Below are 23861 nucleotides of genomic sequence, written 5' to 3' on the forward strand. Positions count from 1 at the left end.
TTCATGGGGGAGGCATCGGATCGACCGGCGACTGTCAATATTCATCCTACGGCCATTGTTGATCCCCTAGCGTATTTGGGGGAGAATGTAAGTGTTGGTCCGTGGTGCTGCGTTGGTCCGCATGTACGTTTAGGAGCAGGTGTAAAGTTACATGCTTCTGTCATGGTGGATGGGCATACAACGCTAGAGCAGGGCGTTGAGGTTTATCCTTTTACGACCGTAGGGTTGGCGCCCCAGGATTTGAAATATGCGGGAGAGCCGACGCGTTGTCGTGTTGGCGCGAGGACGATCCTTCGGGAAAGTGTGACGATTCATCGTGGGACTGTGCAAGGTCACTCGGAAACGCGTATTGGTTCTGACTGTCTTTTGATGGCTAATGCTCATGTTGCTCATGATTGCCTGATCGGAAATGATGTCATCATCGTTAACAATGTTGTTATGGGTGGGCATGTAACGATTGAGGATGGAGCGCGGATCATGGGATCGGCGGCTTTACATCAGTTCGTTCGTATTGGACGGGGCGCTGTCGTGGGTGGCCTTTGCGGCGTTGAGATGGATGTTATTCCTTATGGGAGTGTCTTAGGAAATCGGGCGCGCCTTGTTGGATTAAATTGGGTTGGATTGAGGCGATCAGGCGTTAGCGCGCAAGAGATTCAGATTATGCGGCGCGCTTTTAGACAGCTATATCCGCGCTCAGGTGAGAATGGGCAAGTTCTTAGCCAGCGGGTAAGAGATGTTCGAGAGTGTTACGGACATATTGAGCGTGTTGCGGAGATGTTGGCCTTTATGGAGGCACCAACGCGTCGTGGAATAACGCGGGCTGCGAGCCGAGTGTTTGTTGACAGTGAAAGTGATGGAACAGGGCGCTAGATATGTCAGACAAAAGGGTGCTTGGCATATTGGCGGGCGGGGGGCCATTACCTGCCCGCTTGGCTCAAGCGGCCTTTGAGCAAGGATGGTCTGTTTTTATTGTGGGGTTTGAGGGGTTTGCTGATCCCACTTTGATAGCGCCTTTTCCTCATAAAATGCTTCGTTTGGCCGCGGTAAAAGATATTTTTTCAGCACTAAGAGAACATGGATGTTCTGATGTGGTGTTGTTGGGGCCCGTGAAACGTCCCGCTTGGCGGGACTTAAAGCCTGACTCCGTTGGTACGCGTATTCTTATGCGGCTTGGGCGTGCTGTTTTTTTAGGCGATGATGGCCTGCTCGCAGGGATTGTAAAAATTTTGGAGGAAGAAGGGTTTCGTGTGCGGGGGGCGCATGAGTTCCTTCATCAAGAGACCCATGCCAAGGGAGTGTTGGGAAAAGTAAGCGTCGACCAGCAGGCGCTTTGTGATATTGCTAGAGCGGCTCAGGTGCTTTCGGTGATATCGTCTCTCGATATTGGGCAGGGATGCGTCGTTCAAAATGGTGTCGTGCTTGCTCTAGAAGCTCTTGAGGGAACAGACGTTATGCTGCAGAGATGTCAGCCTTTGAAGCAAGATGGCCCTGGCGGTGTGCTTCTTAAAATGCCTAAATCAGGGCAAGAGTTGCGAGCTGATATGCCAGCTATTGGGCCAGAAACGGTTCGTCTTGCTCGGCAAGCGTCATTACGTGGTATCGCTTTTGTGAGTGGTATGACATTGGTGATTAATCAGATAGAATGCATAGCAGAGGCAGATCAATTGGGATTGTTTCTGTACGGTATGACATTAGATGAATTAAATCGTTTATCCGAAAAGGTAGGGAAATCTGTATGAGTACGTATCTTCATACAATGATTCGTGTGCGTGATCTGGATCGTAGCTTAGCGTTTTATCGTCTATTGGGCATGCGTGAGTTGCGCCGCAGCGAGGTTCGTGAGGGACGTTACACGCTCGTTTATATCGGTTTTGATGATAATGCCCATGGACAGGCTGAAATTGAGCTGACGTATAATTGGGATCAAACATCCGATTATGAAGTTGGAAATGGTTTTGGGCATTTCGCCATTGGTGTTCCCAATGTTGCTGCAGCTGTTGAGGAAGTACGCCAAGGGGGTGGAAAGGTAACGCGTGAGGCAGGCCCTCTGAAGTTTGGGACTATTATTATCGCGTTTGTGGAAGATCCAGATGGATATAAAGTGGAGCTGATTGAGAAGCCGTAAAGGTGACAGGGTGGGGCGTGTCGTTCTTAAACGGGATTGACAGTTTAGAGGCAGCGCCCTACAAGCTCCACACGAAACAGAAGGGTACGTTTATGCGTGCCCTGTTCTTGTCGCACGCCTTTTGGGGTGTGTTTGTTGTTTTAGGGGATTAAAATCATGAAGCGCACGTATCAACCTTCTCGACTGGTTCGTAAGCGTCGTCACGGTTTCCGTACGCGGTCTGCAACTGTTGGTGGACGTCGTGTTTTAGCAAATCGTCGTGCAAAAGGGCGTAAGAGACTATCTGCTTAAGTATGAAGTTGACTGACCGCCTCAAAAAGCGGTCACAATTTCTGCGAATAGCTCGTAAAGGACGTAAGGTTGTGACACCTGGTTTAATTGCTCAGGTTTTACCAGGGCAAAAAGGACAGGTGATCAGCGTCGGTTTTACCGTAACGAAAAAAGTGGGTAATTCTGTCGTGAGAAACCGGACGCGCCGCCGTCTTCGTGAGGCTTTTCGGCTTGTTGCGAGTGAGGCGTCCTCTATGCGCGGAGGAGAGATCGTCCTTATCGGGCGTGCCACAACGCGTGGGAGGGATTTTTCTCTTTTGAAAGAGGATGTCCGTCGGTGCTTGGTTATGTTGTCATGTGAATAGATAAGACATGATAACGCGCATCCTTACTTGCTTTTTGTTGGGGGGCATTGCCCTATATCGTGTGACTTTGAGCCCAATTATGGGTGGACAATGCCGTTTTCATCCTAGTTGCAGTGTCTATGCAATCGAGGTGGTTAAACGTCATGGCCCATTTCGTGGTGTTTGGTTGACGATAAAACGCTTGGCGCGTTGTCATCCTTTTTGCGAGGGGGGAGTGGATCATCCCCCACCTTAGAAGCGAAAAGGTCTGTAAAAAGCAGGGCGTTGTTATTATACCATTCCACTGCTGTGTGATACATGGGTGAGCGAATAGCCACCTGAATTGTTTTAAAGAGAGATTCATACCCTCAGGAAGGGAGATTTCTCTCCTACGATATGAAAGAAGCGGCTCTACCCCGATGGAAAGTAGTAAACGCACTCTTCTGGCCATTGTGATTTCGGCCATCGTTCTTGTCGGTTTTAATTATTTTTATCCAAAACCGCAGGATCATCAGGCAGCTCCCGCCCAATCGTCTTCGGTCGCGCAAGCCACGTCGTCTAACCATGTTCCTTTGCCGCCGTCACAAAAGGCGGCAGCTGAGGCTGTACAATCCGTTCCTGATCGTCGAATTACGATTGCCGGGAAAGATGTGCGGGGGACATTTAATCTACATGGTGCGCGGTTTGATGATCTCGTTTTGACGCAATATCGTGAGACTTTGGCGAAAGACAGCCCGCTCGTTCGTTTGTTGGAACAGGCTGGGAGTCAGTCTCCGAGTTATGTTGTCGTCGGATGGCAGAATATGCCTGGGTATGCGACTGTTCTTCCCGATCAAAATAGTTTGTGGGAAAGTGACGGGGGAGAACTTTCTTTAGAACACCCCGTGACCTTGCAGTGGAATAATGGTGCTGGTGTTACATTCCGCATTCGCTTGACGTTGGATGAACATTATATGTTCGGCATTGATCAGGAGATTGATAATCAATCTGGTCAACCCATTTCTGTTTATCCTTTCCAACGTGTGCAGCGTGATTATCTCCCAGCGGATACAGGGTCTTTTACAGCCTATGAGGGCCCGATTGCTGTAATGAACGGCAAATTGGCTGACAATGGTTACAAAAGCTTACGTAAGGGAAGTGACCAGCCGGATCATGTTTCATGGCAGGCCACAGGGCTTGGTGGCTGGGGGGGCATTACGGATAAATATTGGCTGACAGCCATTGGTGCTGATCCTGCTCAAGCGGTGACAGTGCGTTATGCGTATGTGCCACAGGGTGATGCCGGGTCTTACCAAATTACTTTTTCACGTCGTGATCCCCAGATAATCCAAAATGGAGCGACGTTAGGTTATACAAGTCATCTCTTTGCTGGAGCAAAGGTGACGAGTTTGCTTCATTACTATGACAAAAAATTTGGATTGACCTCTTTTGATAAAGCCATTGATTTTGGTTGGTTTGGTTTTCTAACGCGACCAATTTTATATTTGCTGCATTGGCTTTATGTTCATATCGGGAATTTCGGTCTTGCCTTGATGGCGTTGACCCTGATTGTGAAGATTGTTCTCTTCCCATTGGCTTATAAAGCAACCGTATCATCTGCGCGGATGAGAATGGTTGCTCCGAAAATTGCTGAGATACGGGAAAAATACAAAGATGACCCTATGGGGATGAACCAAAGGGTTATGGGGCTTTATAAAGAGGAAAAAATTAACCCGGCGGGCGGATGCCTTCCCGTGTTGATTCAGGCTCCGATTTTCTTCTGCTTGTATAAGATGCTTAATTTGAGCATTGACGAACGGCATGCGCCTTTCTTCGGGTGGATTAAGGATCTTTCTGTTCCTGACCCTACAAATCTGCTGAATCTGTTCGGATTGATTCCTTTTGACCCGACCCATATTGCTTCATTCCTTCATCTGAGCATTTGGGGAGCGGCACTTGGTATTACATTCTGGATCTTGCAGCGAGAAAGTATGGTCAGCATGGATCCAGCACAGGCACGGATTATGCGTTTCATGCCGCTGGTCTATGTATTTGTGATGTCCAGTTTCCCCGCAGGTCTTCTCGTGTATTACACATGGAACAATTTGCTGACCTTCTTGCAGCAGATATATATCCAGCGTCACACACGTTTGCCTAAGCCCTTGAAGAAGTAGGAAGAGGTCCATGAGAGAAATACCCGGACCTCCAACCGAAGATGAAATAGAAGAGGGCCGACGTCTTTTCGCCGGTTCTTGTGAGTTTTTTTGGGGGGCGCAGACTTTAGAGCAACTTCCAGAGATGCGATCTGCTGAAATTGCTTTTGCAGGGCGGTCTAATGTTGGTAAATCAAGTATCATTAACGCTTTGACAAACCGGCGTTCTCTAGCGCGTGCCTCCTCAGAGCCTGGGCGGACAAAGCAGCTTAATTTTTTTGATCTGAATGGCCGTTTAACATTGGTGGATATGCCAGGATATGGTTTTGCGAAGGCTGCAAAATCCGTAAAAGAAGACTGGCAGAAAACGATGTTTTCCTATTTGCGCGGTCGCCCTAGCTTAGCACGTGTTGTGCTATTGATTGACGGTCGAGTGGGGATCAAAAAATCAGATCGTGAAACGGCTGAATTGCTTGATAAAGCCGCTGTGGTTTTTCAAGTCGTGCTGACAAAAGCGGATTATTTGTCTGCCAGCGCTCTTGAGAAACGTATTAAGGAAGTAGAGGAGGTTATGGCCTCCCATGCGGCTGCGTTCCCGCGTATTATATCGACAAGCAGCACAACGGGTCAGGGTATTGCTGAATTGCGAGCCATGATGGCACGTTTTGCTGAACCTAGTTCTCTCCGTAAGTAAGGATTTTCTGCACTGATGACTGAGACGTCTTCTGGCCAATCTTCTCTTTCCTCTTTGCCGGAGGAGATTATGACAGCAGCCGAGGTGGATGAGTCGCATCAAGCTGCTGTTCTTGCTGGAGCGCTTCCTTATTTGCGGCGTTATGCGGGCGATACGATCGTTGTGAAATATGGTGGCCACGCTATGATAGAGAATACCCTAGCGGCCACCTTCGGACGTGACATCGCCTTGTTGAAACAAGTGGGGATCAACCCAATTGTGGTGCATGGCGGTGGTCCTCAAATTAGTGGCATGTTGAAGCGTCTTGATATTGAATCACAGTTTATAGACGGTTTACGCGTGACAGACCGTTCCATGATTGATGTCATTGAGATGGTATTGTCAGGAACGGTTAATAAACAAGTTGCAGACCTTATTTGCCGAGCAGGGGCTTTAGCGGCAGGTATTTCGGGTCGTGATGGTCGCCTCATCCAAGCAAAAAAATTGGTCTATAAGCGGCGTACGGGGGACCATACGCAAGAGGTTGATCTTGGTTATGTTGGGTCACCGGATACGGTAGATCCTCGTATCCTTTATGCTCTATTGGGGGCGGGTCTTATTCCTGTTGTGGCACCATTGGGGTCAGGGCCGGGAGGTGAGCTTTACAACATTAATGCGGACACCGCTGCAGGGGCGATTGCCGGTGCTGTGCAAGCCTCACGGCTGTTGATGCTGACTGATGTGCCTGGTGTGTTGGATGAACATGGGAAACGAATTGAGGAATTAAGCGTTGAAGAGGCACGCCGTCGTATCCGTGATGGATTGATCACGGGGGGGATGATTCCAAAAGTAGAAACATGTTTGAAGGCTGTACAGGCTGGAGCTAAAGCCGCTGTTATTCTTGATGGACGTGTTCCGCATACATGTCTTTTAGAGTTATTTACGCGTGCCGGTCCTGGGACGTTAATCACCGCCTAAGAAGAAATAGCATTTTCTCAGAGCGAGCTATGGCTCTGAGAAAATGGGATTTCAGAATCATCGTTCATTTGATGGAGCCTGTATGAGGTCTCTCGTCATAAATGGTTAGATGATTAATCATTCCCGGCGTTATATTGACTTCCCATAAGAGACCGAGCATGTTTCGGCGATTGTTTTTCTAGATAAAAAATTGGATCTTTTTCATGGCACATGATGATCTTCGCGCCAGCATCGACACCCTTTGGGAAGATCGTGCAAGCCTTACGCCACAAACGGGAGGCAGTGCACGAGAGACCATTGAAAAGGCCTTGGAAGGCCTCGACAATGGAACATTCCGTGTTGCTGAAAATACGTCGGAAGGGCGTGTTGTTCATGAATGGTTAAAAAAAGCTGTTCTGATGTCTTTCCGTCTTTATGACTCCGAGCCTATGGTTCAGGCATGTGGGGGAGCGCCTGGGTTTGATAAGGTTCCACTAAAATTTGCAAATTGGACAAAAGAGCAGTTCGTCCAGGCGGGTTTCCGTGCTGTGCCAGGCGCTGTTGTACGACGTTCAGCCTATATCGCCCCTGGCGTTGTGCTCATGCCAAGCTTTGTTAATTTGGGCGCGCGCGTCGAAAGCGGTACGATGGTGGATACATGGGCCACTGTTGGGTCATGTGCTCAGATTGGTAAGAACTGCCATATTAGCGGTGGTGCTGGTATTGGTGGAGTGTTAGAGCCGCTTCAGGCTGCTCCGGTTATTATTGAAGATGATTGCTTTATTGGTGCGCGTTCTGAAGTGGCAGAAGGTGTGATCGTGGAGCGTGGTTCTGTCTTGTCGATGGGGGTCTTCCTTGGGGCATCCACTAAAATTGTGGACCGCAGCACGGGTGAGATTCATATGGGGCGTGTGCCTGCGTATTCCGTTGTTGTGCCAGGGACGTTGCCTCCTAAAACACCGGGTGGGCCTTCATTGGCATGCGCTGTGATTGTGAAGCGTGTGGATGAGCGGACACGCTCTAAAACGTCGATCAATGATTTATTACGCGATTAAGTGATACGAACATGCCTTCTTCCTTTTCAACTGATCCGCTTGTGTTGTTGCAAAGTCTTTTGCAGTGTCGTTCCGTAACACCTGCTGACGATGGGGCTTTGTCTGTTGCTGCGGATGCGTTGAAAGGAATGGGTTTTGAGGTGACTTATCTTCCCTTCGGGCCAGGTGAGTCACCCACGCCGAACCTCTATGCCCGTTTGGGACGTGGAGCGCCTTTTCTCTGTTTTGCAGGGCATACGGATGTTGTTCCACCTGGTGATGGTTGGCAATACGATCCCTTTGCCGGACAGGTTCAGGATGGGATGGTTTATGGGCGTGGTACGGCCGATATGAAGGGTGGCGTTGCCTGTGCAGTCGCGGCCGTTGCTCGTTATGTGCAGGAAAATCCATCTTTCCCGGGGTCCATTGCTTTTTTATTAACCGGCGATGAAGAGGGGCCGGCTCAGTTTGGGACACGTCCTGTTTTAGAATGGATGGAGGAAAGAGGAGAGCAGCCAGATTTCTGCCTTCTGGGCGAGCCGACAAACCCTCAACAGTTAGGGGATGTTATCAAAATTGGGCGCCGCGGGAGCTTAAATGCTGTGATTACGGTAACCGGCGTGCAGGGTCACGTTGCATATCCGCATTTGGCACATAATCCCATTCATCCCTTAGTGGCGATTTTACAAGATCTCGTAAAACATCAGTTAGATAGCGGAAATGAATGGTTCGCGCCGTCTTCATTGCAAATCACAAGTATTGATGTTGGGAATACAGCAACAAATGTTATTCCAGCACAAGCACAAGCTAAATTAAATATCCGGTTTAACGACCAACATAGCGGTAAGACACTGACAGAATGGTTGCGTTCCGTTGTAGGACATCACGCTTCAGAAGCAACAGTAGGTGTTTCTGTGAGCGGTGAAGCCTTCTTGACAGAGCCAGGTGAGGCTGTCGCGCAGCTTTCACATGCTATTGAAAGCGTAACGGGCCGTCGTCCAGCTTTGGATACAGGAGGTGGGACCTCTGATGCTCGGTTTATTGCGCATTATATGCCAGTGGCTGAGTTTGGTTTAGTTGGAGCCACGATGCATAAGCGCGATGAGCATGTTTCTATCGCGTCATTGGAAGAGTTAACGCGTATTTATCAAGCGTTTATAAATAATTTCTTCGGTAATAACTAAGTATTATTTCAGTAATATATTTCTAGTAATAGAAATTTTTAATTAATGTTAATAAGCATATTTTGTTTTTAACAAATTTTTATTTTCAAATCGTAAGTATTCTATAGGAAGTACAAATGGCTCATACTATGAAGGAAAGAGCAAAAGAATGTTGTTGAGCACAACACCTTGATCCAGCTGAATTGGTGGAACGTAATGGGCTACCAAAAATTCCGCGATGGGTTTTAGTCCAGTATGAGATACAGGCTGAGCAAAAGGTGCCAAAGCCGCAGCCAGATGCCTATAAAAATGCTCCACTGACCATTGTGGGAGATCATACTCCGGAAACGATTGATCAAATGCGGAACTGCATGGCGTATAGCAATGTTGTTGCAGGAGCCATTTGTGCGGATAGTCATTTTGGGTATGCCCAACCGGTAGGGGGCGGCGTTATTGCTTATGAAAAGCAGATCAGCATTTCAGGCGTTGGGTTCGATATTGCGTGCGGCAATATGGCTACGCGTCTTGATACGACTTATGGGGATGTTAAGGAGCGATTACCTGATATTTTGGAACGGATCCAGAGAACGATTAGTTTTGGGATAGGGCGCCACAATCAAGAACGTGTTGATGCTGCCCTGTTTGATGATGAAGAATCGTGGCGGGCGTCAGATATGATTCGCATCAAAGACAGAGCTCGTGATCAGCTTGGCACGGTGGGAAGTGGTAATCATTATGATGTGGATGTTTTTGCTGAAGCCCATGATACGACCCAAGGGGCTTTCTGACCAATCTCCGATATGGATAGGCGTTCATTTTGGAAGCCGCGGTTTTGGGCATACAGTCGCATCACACTATCTGAAGGCCGTTGGTGGTCGAGCCGGTATTAATGTGCCGCTGGCCATTGTTGATGAGGATAGTGAGTGAGATTGGCGAACGCTATCTTGCTGGGATGCATTTAGCCGGACGCTATGCTTATGCAGGGCGTGAATGGGTTGTCGATCGGATCCGACAGATTATTGGAGGTGAGGTGACGAAGTGTTCATAGTCACCATAATTTTGCGTGGCGTGAAAAGCATCTAGGAAAAGAATGTTGGGTTGTTCGTAAAGGAGCCACTCCCTCTGAGATGGCTGGTAATTTGTTGTTTTCAACAGGTCATGGCGTAGGGCGTGTTAAGGGACGGCGTGAACCTCTAAGAACGTTTGAGCGTGCCGATATGACGGCAGGCTCCAGCGGCGAGGGCGTTTTATTAGCTGGAGGTGATTTAGACGAAAGTCCTATGGCCTATAGAGGATTAAGCGATGTTTTATGTGGCAAGGCCGTACAATTAACGTGAAACATGTATTAAAGCCTTTATTGGTTGCTATGGGCGGGCAAAGAGGTTGTTGATCCCTACAAAGATTGACATCAGCTAATATCGAAAAGGATCGTTGGGGTAACCAACTCCGATGAGGCATAGGCCGTCTGGCGGGGCTGTAGGCCCTGCTTTGCTACGGTTCCGCGCTTCTAAAGCTGTTTTGACGCGGTCTGGATGCCAGCGTCTTCCTCCGACAAGAGCGAGGGTTCCCACCATGTTTCTGACTTGGTGGTGAAGAAAAGACCGGGCCTGTGTTTCAATAAAGACCATTTCTCCCTCTCGGCGAATAGAGAGCTCGTCTAGGGTGCGGAGTGCATCCTTAGCTTGGCAGGCTGCTGCACGAAACGAAGAAAAGTCATGATAGCCGCAGAGATGCTGAGCGGCTTCTTGCATGCGTTCGATATCTAATCCGTGTCGGACATGCCAGACGCGTCCCTCATGTAAGGTGGGGCGAGAAGGACGGTTGAGAATACTGTAACGATAGCGGCGCCATGTGGCGGAAAAACGGGCATTCCAGTTGGCAGGAACAGCGGCGGCCTCGAGGATGACGACAGGGTGAGGCTTAAGGTGATAGTTGATTCCATCCCGGACGGCTTTAGCCGTCAGAGGGGCGTCATCTGGGAAATCAAGATGCGCGACGAGACCAGAGGCATGCACCCCAGCGTCAGTCCGCCCCGATGTAATGCTGGTGACAAGACGACCATTGACGATGTAACGGGCAGCCTCTTCAATAAGCTGTTGCACGGCCAGGCCGCTCTTTTGTCGCTGCCAGCCGACGTAATGACGCCCATCAAATTCAACACGAATAGCCCAACGGCTTATGCCTGGGGGAGCATCATCAGCCAAGGCGGGCTCCTTTTGGTAGGGGATTGCCACGAAGAAAAGCAGAAGCTTCCATCATAGCGCGACCAGGTTTTTGAAGGTGCGTGATGTGAAGGCTTCCTTGGCCACATGCAACATGGAGCTGGTCATTGATCAGTGTGCCAGGAGGGGCTGAAACAGCTTCTGATGAAGGAATGGCCCGTCCAATACGGAGTGTTTGTCCTTGAAAGGAGGTGAAACTGCCAGGCCATGGTGTGAACGCACGAATTTGCCGGTCAATCTCTGAGGCAGAGCGGGACCAATCAATGAGGCCGTCTTGACGGGTAAGGCGAGGTGCGTAGCAAGCATGCTCTTCTGCCTGTGGGATGGCAATATGAGATGAACCAAGTGTTTTGACGATAAGCTCAGCCCCTATTGTTGCGAGGCGGTCATGAAGAGAGGATGCTGTATCATCGGGGAGAATAGGTGTGCTTTGTTGGACAAGAATATCCCCAGTATCCAGCCCTTCATTCATCTCCATAATTGTGATCCCGCTCTCCGTATCTCCAGCACGAATTGCAGATTGAATAGGAGAGGCACCGCGCCAACGGGGGAGCAAGCTCGCATGGATATTGATACAGCCTTGCTCAGGTGCATTGAGAATTTCAGGTGGGAGAATGAGGCCGTAGGCTGCGACAACAGCGACCTCGGCGTGATAAGCCGAGAAATGGTCCCATTCTTTTTCGTTATTGCGTAGTCGAGTGGGGGTTCGAACGGGAATGCCCAGTACATCGGCGGCTTCATGGACGGGTTGGCGTCGCACGCTCTTTCCACGGCCGGCGGGACGAGGAGGCTGGGTATAGACAGCCACAATATCATGTCCATCATCGTGAAGGGCGCGTAAAGCTGGAACGGAAAATTCCGGTGAGCCCATGAAGATCAGCCGCATAAGGGATTATTTCCTTTTTTGTTCTTTAGAGAGGCGTCGCATAATCATGTTGCGTTTTAATTTAGAGAGATAGTCGATGAAAAGGATGCCATCGAGATGGTCAATCTCATGTTGTATGCAGGTTGCAAGCAGACCTGAAGCTTCTTGCTCTATGAGCTCTCCAGCAATATCGCGATAGCGTACTTTTACAGATTCTGGGCGGACGACTTCGGCATATTGATTAGGGAGCGATAAGCACCCTTCTTCACGCCCTGCCAACGTCTCGCTTTCATCAATGATTTCTGGGTTAATGAGCAGCATTGGATTACGCGGCTCATCTTCGCGGGCAAGATCAATGATTACAAAGCGTTGACTAAGGCCGACCTGAGGGGCTGCCAGCCCAATACCTGGCGCTTTATACATGGCAGAGAACATGCCGGGAAGTGCTGCATGGATAGATGCCATATCATCAGCTGTGACATCACGCGCTTTTTGGCGGAGTACAGGCTGAGGGGCAACGAGGATGGATGTAGGAGCTACATCCTCAATGGTATCTAGGAAATCGAAATTCTTCATAGTGCGTAAGTTTAACGGGAGGAAAGAGCTAAAGCCAGTCTATAGTTACGACGAGAGAAGAGTGTTTAACTTGCATCTCATCAGAGAAGCCCCATATCATGACTTCATGGCAATGTCTTTGTATAGAGTTGTCGCTTCATTTTGTCTCGCTCCATGAGGAGGCTCTTTTTATGTCTAGTCGTCTTTTTACGTCTCCTATGTTTTTGGGGTTTGATCATCTCGAACAAATGCTTGAGCGCGCTTCTAAATCTACGTCGGATGGTTATCCGCCCTATAATATCGAACAGTTAAGTCGTACAGCGTTGCGCATTACGTTGGCTGTCGCCGGTTTTGTTATGGATGACTTGCAGATTACCCAAGAGGATAATCAGCTTGTTATCCGAGGGCGTCAGGCAGACGATGGGCCTGGGCGTGTTTTCTTACATCGTGGCATTGCTGCGCGGCAATTTCATAAAGCTTTTGTGCTTGCTGAGGGAATCGAAATTGGTGGGGCTTGGCTTGATAATGGCTTGCTCCACATTGATTTGCTGCGTCCGGAGCCAGAAGTACGCGTCAAGCATATTGCCATTATGTCAGGGCAACAGGGAAAGGAACGAGCACCATCGCCACGGCCAAATACTCAGTCTGTAAGAGATTTGGATATCCCAGCGGATTATTCAGGGGAGATTGATATTGAGCGAGGATAAAAATAGCTTCTTAACAAGAGCTGAGAGTCTATCCACTCGAGCACGAGAAATGTCCGGTCAGGAATTGCTCATGCTGGGGGTATCGCAAGTGGCTTACTGCCGAACTGTCATGCAGGATGGTACGGAAATGGTGGCGATACATGCGGCTGATGGGACGCCGATGGCGATTGCAGAGGATGAAGCAAGCGCACTGAATGCCATATTAGAACACGAAATGGTACCGGCTCTGCTGCAATAACAGAGAGGTTCTGGGAAAAGGGACACAACCATTCCCAGAACCTCTTTTTAAAGAGTAAAGTTTTCCCCAAGATAGACACGGCGTACGTCTTCATTGGCGACGATCGCTTCGGGTGTGCCTTCCATAAGAACTTTACCACTATGGAGAATATAGGCACGGTCGATGACCTCGAGTGTTTCGCGCACATTATGATCTGTGATGAGAACACCGATACCGCGGTCTTTAAGGTGTGAAACGAGATCACGAATCTCGCTTACAGCAATTGGATCAATTCCTGCCAGAGGCTCATCGAGGAGGATGTAATTCGGTTGGCTGGCAAGGGCGCGTGCAATTTCTAGTCGCCGGCGCTCCCCTCCTGAGAGGGCGAGGGAAGGAGAGTGGCGGAGATGTGTAATGCCGAATTCGGCGAGGAGGCCGTCGAGCATATCATGGCGTTTGTCACGGTCTGATTCGATGACTTCCAAAGCAACCATGATATTTTGTTCAACATTGAGTCCACGGAAAATACTGGCTTCTTGTGGGAGATAGCCAACTCCGAGACGTGCGCGGCGATACATGGGCAGTGGCGTAATATCAGCGCCATCTAAAGTGATGCTTCCCGTATCGACATGGACAAGGCCAACAATCATATAAAAGCTGGTTGTTTTTCCCGCTCCATTGGGCCCTAGGAGGCCAACAGCTTCTCCGCGTTGGACTTGAAGGGAAACGTTTTGCACGACGGCGCGTTTTTTATAACTTTTACCAATACCGCGTGCGATAAGCCCAGATTTAGGATCGGCAGAGAGAGGTGTCATCATTGGTTCGCCTCGTTGGGCACGATAAGTCCTTGAATGGGTGATTCCGTGCCAGGAAGCATATGTGAAATTCCCGTCTTCATATCAACGATGGCCTGTGAACCATTATTTTGGTTTTCACCCTGGGTAACGCGAACATGGCCAATTAAGCGGGCAAGTTGTGGCCCGAAGAGGTAAACACCACGGTCCCCTGTTGCGGTTTGAGTTCGCGTACGGATAACGACATGTCCCCATCCATAGGCGCGGTCTAAGTTAGAATGTTCACCGTTGGGAGCGCCGTGAGAAGCATTTTGAGATTTCTGACGGTCAGAGAGGCCTACTGACTCCAAGACATCGCCAACAACACGATGTCCATCTGTGGTTGTTACGCTCGCATTTCCACGTCCGATTGTCACATGAGTATTGGGATAATACTCAACGAGATCTTTCGCTGTTAAGAGCTGATGGGGCGTTGTGAATTTCATATTTGCACCTGTCATGACCATGACCGCTTTATCGACATCATAGAGGCCGTGGTCGCCCCAGCCTTGGTCCTGACGATTATATATATGGACATGCCCACGTGCTTCTACGCGGTAAAGTTCTAGTGACGAGCTATTAGAATTAGACGTTTCTGCTTCATCATCAGGAGCTGACTGTGTTTCGTGTGCTTTGGTGTTTGCTTTATGTCGGAGGTAACCAATGAGCACGTCGGCATCAACGGTAATATCTCCGCGTTGAGCGCGCGCACCGCCGGTGAGAGTAACGGTTTGGCGGTTACGGTCGTAAATTTCTTCTTTTTTCCAATAAAGATGGACGACTTCACCATGAGAACGATCCTGCGGCGCTGCTGACGCCGCGTTTGCCATAGGAGAGTAGAGCGATGGTGCTACGATAGACGAAGCCAGAAGAAAAGAAAGAAAGTGACGCATCATGGCCTCTCTTATGGCTTGTTTTGTACAGAAACAGAAGGGGGGTGATTCAAATCATCGAAACGATTTGTAAGGCCAGGCCCCATGAATTGAACGGTGTTGGTGTTTTGGTCAAGGAATGCTCCCTGAGCATCTTGTGTTCCAAAGGGGCCTTCAGCGTGAACCCAGTCATGAGTTGCTATAACTTGTTGTTTGATATCGAGGTCAGCCGTTGGGCTATTGAGAAGCAATCCATCATTACGATATAGCGTAAAATGCCCGTTTAGGTTCAAAGTTTGTTCATGCTGTAGATATGTACCATGGTCCGCGCGGACATGAACCCATGATTGGTGAGCCAATTGGATATCGGCAACGGGGTCAGTCAATTCAACTTTATCATCATCAATTTGATGTGCGCTGCGTGATGTAAGCGTATAGGGGCGCCCCTGTGAATCGATGTCTCGATAAACAGCATTTTCCATACGACCACTTTCAGCATGAATGCGGCGCATCTCGCGCAGAATGGCACCATTCTGATGGATTAAGTGATTAATTTCTGGCCAGGCTGCAATGGAAATGAGAAGGACGCTGGCGATGGCAGGGAGGAGCCATTTGGCCATTGCTAAGCGTGATTTCCGTCGTGCCATTTCTTCAGGGCTGGGGGGGCGGCGAATCCGCTGGAAAGCAGCTTTTCGGAGAGCGTCAAGTTTTTGGAGATGATCCCGGCTAGCTGTTTTATCAAAGTCAGTGCGTTCGGTGGAGGGGGGTTTCATGCGACGCCAGCTCGAATAAAATCATGGAGATGTAAAATGCCTAAAGGACGGCGATCCTGATCAATAACGAATACGCTGCTAACCGGTGTAGGGCGGTCATTCATGGCATGCAAGACATCTTTAGCCAACATATTGGGCCTAGCCGTTAAAGGCGTTAGATTCATAATGTTGGCTGCAATGGTATGATCCAAATCATGTTCAAGAGCACGTCGCAAGTCACCATCTGTGATTAGGCCACAAAGCTTTCCCTGAGGATCGATGACTCCCATACATCCAAAGGCTTTACGCGTCATCTCGACAATGACATTTCTAAGAGGCATGTCTGGCGTGCCAAGTGGAATGGTGTCTCCAACGTGCATAAGTTCTTTGACGGGACGTAATTGTGCGCCTAGTTGACCAGCAGGATGTAGTTGAGAGAAATCAGTTGCCGTAAAGCGGCGTTGATCAAGAAGGGCTGCCGCGAGGGCATCTCCTAAAGCAAGCTGTAACAATGAAGACGTTGTTGGGGCTAGCCCCATAGGGCATGCTTCTCGCACGATAGGTAATGTTAAACAGATGCGCGATGCTTGTGCGAGTGTTGAATGTGGAGCAGAGGTAATTGCAATGAGAGGAAGGTCAAGGCGAGTTGTATAGGATAGGACAGGAGCCAACTCGGCACTTTCGCCTGATGTGGATAGGGCGATCACAATATCGTCTGTCTTGAGCATACCAAGATCGCCGTGGGCTGCTTCAGCGGGATGTAAGAATAAGGCATGTGTCCCGGTAGAGGCCAAGGTTGCCTGTATTTTTCGTCCAATATGCCCAGATTTTCCTATCCCGGTGATCACAACACGGCCAGTTGTTGCCAGAATACAAGAAACGGCCTGCTCCATATGTTCGCCTAGGGGGCCGGAGAGCGCGCGTTCCAATTCGGCCAGCCCATCACGTTGTGTCGCGATGCTCTGATGGAATACGGTAAGGGGAGAGGAACTCATGAAAGGATGATCAATTAAGCGCGATGGGCAAAAATATCGGAAACATCATAGCCAAGCAGGTCTAACTTCGCGCGTGCGGGCAAGAAATCATAGCATGATTGAGCGAGGTCACGGCGCCCTTCGCGTATAAGCATTGCTTCTAGCTTTGCCCAGAGAGCATGGAGATAGAGCACATCGGAGGCTGCATAACGCTGCTGGTCTTCAGTGAGGGTGGGGGCTCCCCAATCTGAGCTTTGTTGTTGTTTGGACATCTCCACGCCGAGTAGCTCTCGGCAGAGATAGGCTAAGCCGTGACGGTCCGTGAATGTATAGACAAGACGGGCTGCAATTTTTGTACAAATGACGGACGAAACAGTGATGCCAAAGGAATATTGGATAACGGCGACGTCAAAACGTGCAAAATGCATGAGTTTTGTAGTAGCCGGATTTTCAAAAAATTTTTTGAGGTTGGGGCAATCAAAACCACGCCCTTCCAAATGGCGCGGCTTGATTTGGACTAAATGAGCCTGCCCATCGCCTGCTGAAAGTTGAATAAGACAGAGGCGGTCACGATGAGGATTAAGCCCCATTGTTTCTGTATCAACGGCAACGATAGAGCCTAGGTCGAGATCATCCGGCAGGTCGCCGTCATGGAGATGAATGACGTTACGCGGACTGTTCATAATTTCACCGGATATTCTGGAAGGCTTGGTAGAAAACAGCTAAATTCGGCGGTACCGAACAATTATGGTGCCCAGAAGAAGACTCGAACTTCCACGTCCTTGCGGACACAGGTACCTGAAACCTGCGCGTCTACCAATTCCGCCATCTGGGCTCAGAAGCTCCTTGATACAGACACGGCCCATAATCAGAAACTAGAGCGTGATGCACCAAGGTTGGTGCTGTGGTTTCTAACCGCAATGAGCCAAGGTCGTCAATAAAGAATGATAGTATTCCTTAAAGAAAGTTAAAAACCAAAAAGGTCCGATATGGATATAATTAATGTTAAAAATGATTATTATTGTCAATAAAAGATCATTTTTAGTTCTTTAAAAGGTAAATAATGCTGACTATTCATAAGAATGGTAACGTGTGTATTTGAGTTTTCTATTGTTTTTATGTGTAGCCGTTTTGTGATTGGCCTCCGCTAATGGAGGCGTTTCCTCGTTGCTTGAAGGAGATTGCGCTTATGTCCGAGCCGATGTTGCGTTTTGTGAGTTGCTCTCAACATCCACCGGAAAAGCGCCCGGCGACAGAACGGCGTCATGATTATCATGAGATTTATAAAGGCTTTTCACCTGATCGAGCGGAGGAGCAGGCCTCGCGTTGCTCTCAGTGTGGCATTCCTTTTTGTGCGTCGCATTGTCCATTAGAAAATGTTATCCCTGAATGGTTACGTCTTGCTGCTCAAGGGCGGTTAGAAGAGGCGTATGAGATGTCATCTTCGACGAATAGTTTCCCAGAGATTTGTGGGCGTATTTGTCCTCAAGATCGTCTGTGTGAAGGTAATTGCGTCATTCAAAAGGGGTTCCGTAGCGTCACTATTGGCGCTGTTGAGCGTTTCATAACGGAAACGGCTTTTGAAGAAGGGTGGGTCAAGCCCGCTGTTCCCGTCAAAGAGCTTAAACAATCTGTTGGCATTGTCGGCTCAGGTCCCGCGGGGATGGCCTGTGCTGAGCGTCTGCGTGCAGAGGGATATCAGGTTCATGTTTATGAGCGTCAGGAAAAACCTGGTGGGCTGATGATGTATGGTATCCCGAGCTTCAAATTGGAGAAAACTATTGTTGAGCGCCGCTGGCGTCTTTTGGAAGAACAAGGAATTATTTTCCATTTGGGGCAGGCTATTGGTGCAGGTGACGGTGAGCTACCTCTTGAAGAGTTACGCCGTCAGCATGATGCTGTTTTTCTGGCAACGGGCGTCTATCGGGCACGTCAGGTGAAGGTACCTGGTGTGCGCTTGAAAGGCGTGATTGAAGCGCTGGATTACCTCAAAGAATCACAAGAAACGTCAGATGCCGTGAATGCTCATGGGAAGCATGTGGTCGTTATTGGTGGTGGTGATACAGCCATGGACTGTGTGCGGACAGCCATTCGACAAGGGGCCAAAAAGGTTACATGTGCGTATCGTCGTGATCGTGAAAATATGCCGGGCTCGCGCCAAGAAGTGTTGAATGCTGAAGAAGAGGGCGCTTATTTCCAATGGCTTGCGGCGCCTGAGGCTTTTTTAGGTGATGAGCATGTGAATGCTGTGCGACTGAAGGAGATGCGCCTAGGAGGGCTTGATACAGAGGGACGGCGTACGGTGGAACATGCTGGAGGGCACAGCACATTACAGGCGGATATGGTTATTTGTGCGTTAGGATTTGAGGCAGAGGATTTACCAGAGCTTTGGCAACAACCAGGGCTTGCTGTGACACGATGGGGGACGTTGAAGGTCTCTTCAGATGGGTATGCGACGAGCCTTCCAGGTGTCTTTGCTGGTGGGGATATCGTCCGAGGTGCGAGCCTCGTTGTGTGGGCTATTCGTGATGGTCGTGAAGCTGCTCATGCGATCCACAACCATTTATCTCAGCGAGCCTCCCATCCACAGCCTGTTCAGGAGAATGCGTAATGTCCGGAAAAAACTTTGTGCATGATTACCAAGAAAATGTGAAACGGCTCGAGGGGTTATATGACCCTTCCCAGGAGCATGATGCGTGCGGAGTTGGTGTCGTTGCGGCACTCGATGGTCAGGCAACACGTTCTGTTGTGCAGGCAGGTATTGAGGCGTTACGGAATATTTGGCACCGTGGTGCGGTTGATGCTGATGGAAAGACGGGGGATGGTGCAGGGATTCATGTAGAAATCCCGCAGGATTTTTTTGCAGCCGCGATCCATAGTGGCGGAGATATCGTTGCTGAGGGGCGTATCTCGGTGGGTATGGTGTTCCTGCCGCGTACTGATTTAGGGGCTCAGGAAAGAGGTCGGCAGATTATCGAAACGGAGATTTTGCGTTTCGGTTACGGTATCTACGGTTGGCGTCAAGTGCCGATTGACACCGCATGTATTGGTGAAAAAGCCAATGAGACGCGGCCAGAGATTGAACAGATCATTATTCGTAACACGCTAGGGCACAATGAAGATGACCTCGAGCGTGATCTCTACGTTATTCGTCGGCGGATTGAAAAAGCCGCTGCCGAGGCGCATGTTGACCTGTATATATGTTCACTTTCATGTCGGTCCCTTATTTACAAAGGAATGTTCCTTGCCGAACATTTAACGGATTTTTATCCAGACCTTCTTGATGAACGTTTTATATCGCGTTTTGCGATTTATCATCAGCGTTATTCGACGAATACGTTTCCAACGTGGAAGCTCGCGCAGCCTTTCCGTAAGCTCGCTCATAATGGTGAGATCAATACGTTATCGGGGAATATCAATTGGATGCGCGCGCATGAAACGCGTTTGTCTCATCCCGATCTTGACCCTTATATGGAGTCTCTGAAGCCTGTCATTCAAGTTTCTGGCTCTGATACGGCTGCGCTTGATAATGCTTTTGAGTTGCTGACATTTGCAGGGCGGAGTGCTCCTGCGGCAAAGGCGCTTCTTGTTCCGGCGTCGGCAGGGTCGAAGTCCTCTATGTCAGCGAAGGAGAAAGCCTTTTTCCGGTATTGTAACGCCGTTATTGAACCGTGGGATGGTCCGGCAGCCCTTTGCGGAACGGATGGGCGTTGGGTCATTGCAGGGCTGGACCGTGCCGGACTACGTCCATTGCGGTATTGCATCACAAAGGAAGGGCTTCTGATTGTTGGCTCGGAAGCTGGCATGGTTCGGGTTCCCGATGATAGCCTTTTAAAACGTGGCCGTTTAGGGCCAGGTCAGACGCTTGCTCTCGATTTGAAGGATGGGCGGCTTTACACGCCTGAAGAAATTTTGGATCTTTTGGCATCCCGGCACGATTTCGAAAAATGGATTGAGCAGATTCAAGATGTTGGCCCCATGATGGCTGATGTCCGGGAAAATGATGGATTGCCAGCAGAGAGCTTGCGCCGCCGTCAACTCGCGGTGAATTTAACTCATGAGGATATGGAGACTATTCTTCACCCAATGGTGGAGAATGCGGCAGAAGCAATTGGCTCCATGGGAGATGATACACCTCTGCAGGTACTCTCAGGTCATTATCGTGGTCTACCGCATTATTTTCGACAGGGCTTTAGTCAAGTTACGAATCCTCCGATCGATAGTTTGCGCGAAACACGGGTAATGAGTTTGATTACGCGCTTGGGGAATCTCGGGAATATTCTCGAAGAGTCAGCGAACCAATGTAAGCTGTTGCAATTGCCAAGTCCTATTTTGACCAACGGCGAGTTTGATAAGCTTCGGCAATTCTGTGGCGATAAGGGCAGCGTCATTGATTGTACTTTTCCAGTCGACGCAGGAGAGGGTGGTTTAAGGTCAGCATTGACGGATATTAAACATCAGGCTGAAGAAGCCGTGAGGAGAGGGTGTACGCATCTTTTCCTAACAGATGAAAACAGCAGTGTAGACCGTGTTGCTCTTCCGATGGTTTTGGTCACTGCGGCTGTTCATATCCATCTTGTGCAAAACTCCTTGCGTACCTTTACGTCTGTTAACGTAAGAACATCTGAGACTGTGGATGTTCACGGTTTAGCCGTGACAATAGGTGTGGGTGCGTCGACGGTTAATCCGTGGCTGGCTCAGCATAGTATCGCCCATCGGCTACAAAAGGGGCTTTTTGGCAGTTCTATGTCTATGCGTGACGCTATGCTGCGTTACCGGACCGCTGCGGATAAGGGGCTCCTCAAGATTATGTCGAAGGCGGGTATTTCCGTCGTTTCGTCTTATCGTGGAGGATATAATTTTGAAGCGATTGGCCTTTCACGGGCCTTAGTATCAGAGTTTTTCCCTGGGATGGCATCGCGTATCTCGGGCATTGGGCTTTCAGGTGTTGCACGAAATGTTCTCAAAGCTCATAAAAAAGCTTGGGAAAATGCTACGGTAGCACCATTGCCCGTGGGCGGGCGGTATAAAATACGTCCGCGTGGCGAGGTGCACGCTTTGTCTGCGTCCGTCGTTCATAAGTTACAAATGGCTGTTACGGCGAACAGTTACAAATTGTATCGCCATTATGTCGAGGCGCTTGAAGCACAGCCCCCTACGGCACTGAGAGATCTGCTCACGTTCCGTTCTTCTGCACGGGCTATTAATGTTGATGATGTGGAAGGGATTACCCAAATTCGGCGTCGCCTTGTCGCCCCGGGCATCTCTTTGGGGGCGCTAAGTCCTGAAGCACATGAGACGCTGGCTATTGCGATGAATCGTATTGGAGCGAAATCAGATTCGGGTGAAGGTGGTGAAGACCCCGTCCGGGCGCAGCCACGCCCCAATGGGGATAATGCCTCGTCAGCGATTAAACAGGTGGCTTCTGGGCGTTTTGGTGTCACGGCGGAATATCTTAATGATTGCCGTGAGATTGAAATTAAGGTGGCTCAGGGAGCAAAGCCAGGAGAAGGCGGACAGTTGCCAGGCTTTAAGGTGACAGAGCTGATTGCGCGATTGCGTCATGCAACACCTGGTGTCACGCTGATTTCACCACCGCCGCATCATGATATTTACTCGATCGAGGATTTAGCTCAGCTCATCTATGATCTGAAGCAGATTAACCCTCATGCTGTGGTGACCGTAAAGCTTGTCGCGCGGACAGGAATTGGGACGATTGCTGCTGGTGTTGCGAAGGCAAAGGCCGATGGTATTTTGATCTCCGGTCACTCAGGAGGGACAGGCGCAAGCTCGCAATCATCCATCCATTATGCGGGTCTTCCGTGGGAAATGGGACTGAGTGAAGCACATCAGGTGCTGATGCTGAACCGGCTTCGTCATCGTCTTACATTACGTGTTGATGGTGGAATTAAGACAGGACGTGATGTTGTCATTGCGGCCATGTTGGGGGCAGAAGAGTTCGGCATTGGTACAGCAGCTCTTGTGGCGATGGGATGTATTATGGTCCGGCAATGCCACTCCAATACATGCCCTGTTGGTGTCTGCGTGCAGGATGAAGAGCTCCGGAAGAAGTTTGAGGGCACGCCTGAGAAAGTCATTAACCTCTTCACGCTTATTGCTGAGGATGTTCGCAACATTTTAGCCCGTCTTGGGGTGCGTTCCCTCAATGAGGTAATTGGTCGCACAGATATGCTCCATCAGGTGTATCGTGGCGCGGATTATCTCGACGATTTGGACCTTAATTCCCTTCTCGTGCAGGCTGACCCAGGGGGATATGCGCGTTATTGCACGCGTGAAGGTCGTAATGAGGTTCCTGATACGTTAGACGCTCAGATTATCAGTGATGCTCAGCCGCTTTTTGACCGGCGTGAAAAGCTGCATTTGCATTATGTAGTGCGTAATACGCATCGTGCTGTGGGAACGCGTGTTTCCTCACTCATTACGCGTAAATTCGGCATGAATAGTCTGCCTGAAGGGCATCTGACTTTATCGCTGCGTGGCTCAGCAGGGCAGTCCTTGGGTGCTTTTGCTGTGCGCGGGGTGCGCATTGAAGTGGAAGGGGATGCGAACGATTACGTCGGGAAGGGCCTCTCTGGAGCAACCATTGTCTTGCGCCCCACCAGTGCCGCGCAGCGTGATTCATCGCATAACGCTATTGTTGGAAATACCGTTCTGTATGGCGCGACGTCAGGAGCGTTATTTGCCGCAGGGCAGGCAGGTGAGCGTTTTGCCGTGCGTAACTCAGGGGCTATTGCGGTTGTTGAAGGCTGTGGGTCCAATGGGTGCGAATATATGACGGGCGGAACCGTCGTTGTCCTTGGTGATATTGGCGACAATTTTGGTGCCGGCTTTACGGGGGGGACAGCTTATGTGCTCGATACTGACGGACGTTTTGTCGAACGCGTGAATGCTGATAGCCTTAACTGGAAGCGTGTGACTTCGCCGCGCTGGGCAGATGAGCTCCGTCATTTGGTTGAGCGACATGTGGAGGAAACGGGCAGCCATTATGCCGCTCATTTGTTGCATACATGGGATGACGTATTGCCCCGTTTCTGGCATGTAGTGCCAAAAGATTATGCTCGGATAATCGGCTATGAAGACGAAGACTTAAGCCGTCTGTCGGCGTAGTTGAAAGAAAAAAGGAAACTCCCATCGTCTTCTGGACG

Annotated in this window: 27 protein-coding genes and 1 tRNA gene; 19 read left to right on the plus strand and 9 right to left on the minus strand. The window is 49.6% G+C overall.

Going from position 1 to position 23861, the window contains the following annotated elements; all coding sequences use genetic code 11:
• The first annotated feature begins 3 nt into the window (after positions 1-3).
• From lpxA to GS501_RS09830, 15 genes are all read left to right on the plus strand, one after another.
• Complete coding sequence (gene lpxA / locus GS501_RS03395) at positions 4-870, plus strand: acyl-ACP--UDP-N-acetylglucosamine O-acyltransferase (protein WP_160830441.1); 867 nt, start codon at positions 4-6, stop codon at positions 868-870.
• A 2-nt stretch (positions 871-872) separates the two neighbouring features.
• Entirely contained in the window at positions 873-1739 is an 867-nt protein-coding gene (locus GS501_RS03400; protein WP_160830442.1) for an LpxI family protein, read from the plus strand.
• Positions 1736-2125: a lactoylglutathione lyase gene (gene gloA / locus GS501_RS03405; RefSeq protein ID WP_160830443.1), complete on the plus strand. Its 390-nt coding sequence runs from the start codon at positions 1736-1738 to the stop codon at positions 2123-2125. The genes GS501_RS03400 and gloA overlap by 4 nt, the downstream gene beginning before the upstream one ends.
• Positions 2126-2281: 156 nt before the next feature.
• Positions 2282-2416, plus strand: a complete 135-nt coding sequence (rpmH, locus tag GS501_RS03410) for a 50S ribosomal protein L34 (RefSeq protein WP_160830444.1) — start codon at positions 2282-2284, stop codon at positions 2414-2416.
• 2 nt (positions 2417-2418) lie between these two features.
• Positions 2419-2760 carry a ribonuclease P protein component gene (rnpA, locus tag GS501_RS03415; protein ID WP_160830445.1) on the plus strand — a complete coding sequence of 114 codons (342 nt, stop codon included), beginning with the start codon at positions 2419-2421 and terminating at the stop codon, positions 2758-2760.
• A 7-nt stretch (positions 2761-2767) separates the two neighbouring features.
• The gene (gene yidD, locus GS501_RS03420; protein ID WP_160830446.1) at positions 2768-2995 is read left to right on the plus strand and encodes a membrane protein insertion efficiency factor YidD; all 228 of its coding nucleotides are present in this window, start codon (positions 2768-2770) and stop codon (positions 2993-2995) included.
• Between the two features lie 163 nt (positions 2996-3158).
• Entirely contained in the window at positions 3159-4892 is a 1734-nt protein-coding gene (gene yidC, locus GS501_RS03425) for a membrane protein insertase YidC (RefSeq protein ID WP_160830447.1), read from the plus strand.
• 10 nt (positions 4893-4902) lie between these two features.
• Positions 4903-5565, plus strand: coding sequence for a ribosome biogenesis GTP-binding protein YihA/YsxC (yihA, locus tag GS501_RS03430; protein ID WP_160830448.1), 663 nt, complete (start codon positions 4903-4905; stop codon positions 5563-5565).
• A gap of 69 nt (positions 5566-5634) precedes the next feature.
• Entirely contained in the window at positions 5635-6522 is an 888-nt protein-coding gene (gene argB / locus GS501_RS03435; RefSeq protein ID WP_160830685.1) for an acetylglutamate kinase, read from the plus strand.
• Positions 6523-6725: 203 nt separating this feature from the next.
• Positions 6726-7556: a 2,3,4,5-tetrahydropyridine-2,6-dicarboxylate N-succinyltransferase gene (gene dapD, locus GS501_RS03440; RefSeq protein ID WP_160830449.1), complete on the plus strand. Its 831-nt coding sequence runs from the start codon at positions 6726-6728 to the stop codon at positions 7554-7556.
• A gap of 11 nt (positions 7557-7567) precedes the next feature.
• A complete protein-coding gene (gene dapE / locus GS501_RS03445; RefSeq protein ID WP_160830450.1) occupies positions 7568-8719 on the plus strand; it encodes a succinyl-diaminopimelate desuccinylase in 1152 nt (383 codons plus the stop codon).
• A gap of 185 nt (positions 8720-8904) precedes the next feature.
• Positions 8905-9486 carry an RtcB family protein gene (locus GS501_RS09820; protein WP_370517936.1) on the plus strand — a complete coding sequence of 194 codons (582 nt, stop codon included), beginning with the start codon at positions 8905-8907 and terminating at the stop codon, positions 9484-9486.
• Positions 9461-9625 carry an RtcB family protein gene (locus GS501_RS09825; RefSeq protein WP_202405283.1) on the plus strand — a complete coding sequence of 55 codons (165 nt, stop codon included), beginning with the start codon at positions 9461-9463 and terminating at the stop codon, positions 9623-9625. The genes GS501_RS09820 and GS501_RS09825 overlap by 26 nt, the downstream gene beginning before the upstream one ends.
• Positions 9618-9746: a hypothetical protein gene (locus GS501_RS10045; protein ID WP_255429052.1), complete on the plus strand. Its 129-nt coding sequence runs from the start codon at positions 9618-9620 to the stop codon at positions 9744-9746. The genes GS501_RS09825 and GS501_RS10045 overlap by 8 nt, the downstream gene beginning before the upstream one ends.
• 79 nt (positions 9747-9825) lie before the next feature.
• On the plus strand, positions 9826-10035 hold the full coding sequence (locus GS501_RS09830) for a hypothetical protein (RefSeq protein ID WP_237442376.1): 210 nt from the start codon (positions 9826-9828) through the stop codon (positions 10033-10035).
• Between the two features lie 75 nt (positions 10036-10110).
• Here the strand turns inward: GS501_RS09830 and truA are convergent, their stop codons facing one another.
• The 3 genes from truA to def are packed head-to-tail and all read right to left on the minus strand — an operon-like array spanning position 10111 to position 12361.
• Positions 10111-10902, minus strand: coding sequence for a tRNA pseudouridine(38-40) synthase TruA (truA, locus tag GS501_RS03455; RefSeq protein WP_202405284.1), 792 nt, complete (start codon positions 10900-10902; stop codon positions 10111-10113).
• On the minus strand, positions 10895-11806 hold the full coding sequence (fmt, locus tag GS501_RS03460; RefSeq protein WP_160830451.1) for a methionyl-tRNA formyltransferase: 912 nt from the start codon (positions 11804-11806) through the stop codon (positions 10895-10897). The genes truA and fmt overlap by 8 nt, the downstream gene beginning before the upstream one ends.
• 6 nt (positions 11807-11812) lie before the next feature.
• Positions 11813-12361: a peptide deformylase gene (gene def, locus GS501_RS03465; RefSeq protein ID WP_160830452.1), complete on the minus strand. Its 549-nt coding sequence runs from the start codon at positions 12359-12361 to the stop codon at positions 11813-11815.
• Positions 12362-12531: 170 nt separating this feature from the next.
• Between def and GS501_RS03470 the strand changes: the two genes are divergently transcribed.
• Together GS501_RS03470 and GS501_RS03475 are read left to right on the plus strand one after the other, a co-directional pair.
• The gene (locus GS501_RS03470; protein WP_160830453.1) at positions 12532-13047 is read left to right on the plus strand and encodes an Hsp20 family protein; all 516 of its coding nucleotides are present in this window, start codon (positions 12532-12534) and stop codon (positions 13045-13047) included.
• A complete protein-coding gene (locus GS501_RS03475; RefSeq protein ID WP_237442377.1) occupies positions 13034-13285 on the plus strand; it encodes a DUF1150 family protein in 252 nt (83 codons plus the stop codon). Before GS501_RS03470 ends, GS501_RS03475 begins: the two co-directional genes overlap by 14 nt.
• Positions 13286-13332: 47 nt before the next feature.
• On the opposite strand, the gene lptB is transcribed toward GS501_RS03475, so the two are convergent.
• The 6 genes from lptB to GS501_RS03505 form a co-directional block, all read right to left on the minus strand.
• Complete coding sequence (lptB, locus tag GS501_RS03480; RefSeq protein ID WP_160830455.1) at positions 13333-14082, minus strand: LPS export ABC transporter ATP-binding protein; 750 nt, start codon at positions 14080-14082, stop codon at positions 13333-13335.
• Positions 14079-14990: an LptA/OstA family protein gene (locus tag GS501_RS03485; protein ID WP_370517938.1), complete on the minus strand. Its 912-nt coding sequence runs from the start codon at positions 14988-14990 to the stop codon at positions 14079-14081. The genes lptB and GS501_RS03485 overlap by 4 nt, the downstream gene beginning before the upstream one ends.
• Positions 14991-15001: 11 nt before the next feature.
• On the minus strand, positions 15002-15742 hold the full coding sequence (gene lptC, locus GS501_RS03490; RefSeq protein ID WP_160830456.1) for an LPS export ABC transporter periplasmic protein LptC: 741 nt from the start codon (positions 15740-15742) through the stop codon (positions 15002-15004).
• Positions 15739-16716 (minus strand): SIS domain-containing protein, encoded by a 978-nt coding sequence (locus tag GS501_RS03495; protein WP_160830457.1) that lies wholly within the window; start codon positions 16714-16716, stop codon positions 15739-15741. The genes lptC and GS501_RS03495 overlap by 4 nt, the downstream gene beginning before the upstream one ends.
• A 14-nt stretch (positions 16717-16730) precedes the next feature.
• The gene (locus GS501_RS03500) at positions 16731-17378 is read right to left on the minus strand and encodes a ribonuclease D (RefSeq protein ID WP_160830458.1); all 648 of its coding nucleotides are present in this window, start codon (positions 17376-17378) and stop codon (positions 16731-16733) included.
• A gap of 65 nt (positions 17379-17443) precedes the next feature.
• Positions 17444-17530: transfer RNA gene (locus GS501_RS03505), tRNA-Leu, on the minus strand.
• A 354-nt stretch (positions 17531-17884) separates the two neighbouring features.
• Here GS501_RS03505 and GS501_RS03510 point away from each other — a divergent pair.
• Together GS501_RS03510 and gltB are read left to right on the plus strand one after the other, a co-directional pair.
• Positions 17885-19306, plus strand: a complete 1422-nt coding sequence (locus tag GS501_RS03510) for an NAD(P)-dependent oxidoreductase (protein WP_160830459.1) — start codon at positions 17885-17887, stop codon at positions 19304-19306.
• Positions 19306-23823 (plus strand): glutamate synthase large subunit, encoded by a 4518-nt coding sequence (gene gltB / locus GS501_RS03515; RefSeq protein WP_160830460.1) that lies wholly within the window; start codon positions 19306-19308, stop codon positions 23821-23823. The genes GS501_RS03510 and gltB overlap by 1 nt, the downstream gene beginning before the upstream one ends.
• Positions 23824-23861 lie beyond the last annotated feature (38 nt).

Source organism: Saccharibacter sp. 17.LH.SD (assembly GCF_009834805.1).
Lineage (GTDB): Bacteria > Pseudomonadota > Alphaproteobacteria > Acetobacterales > Acetobacteraceae > Saccharibacter.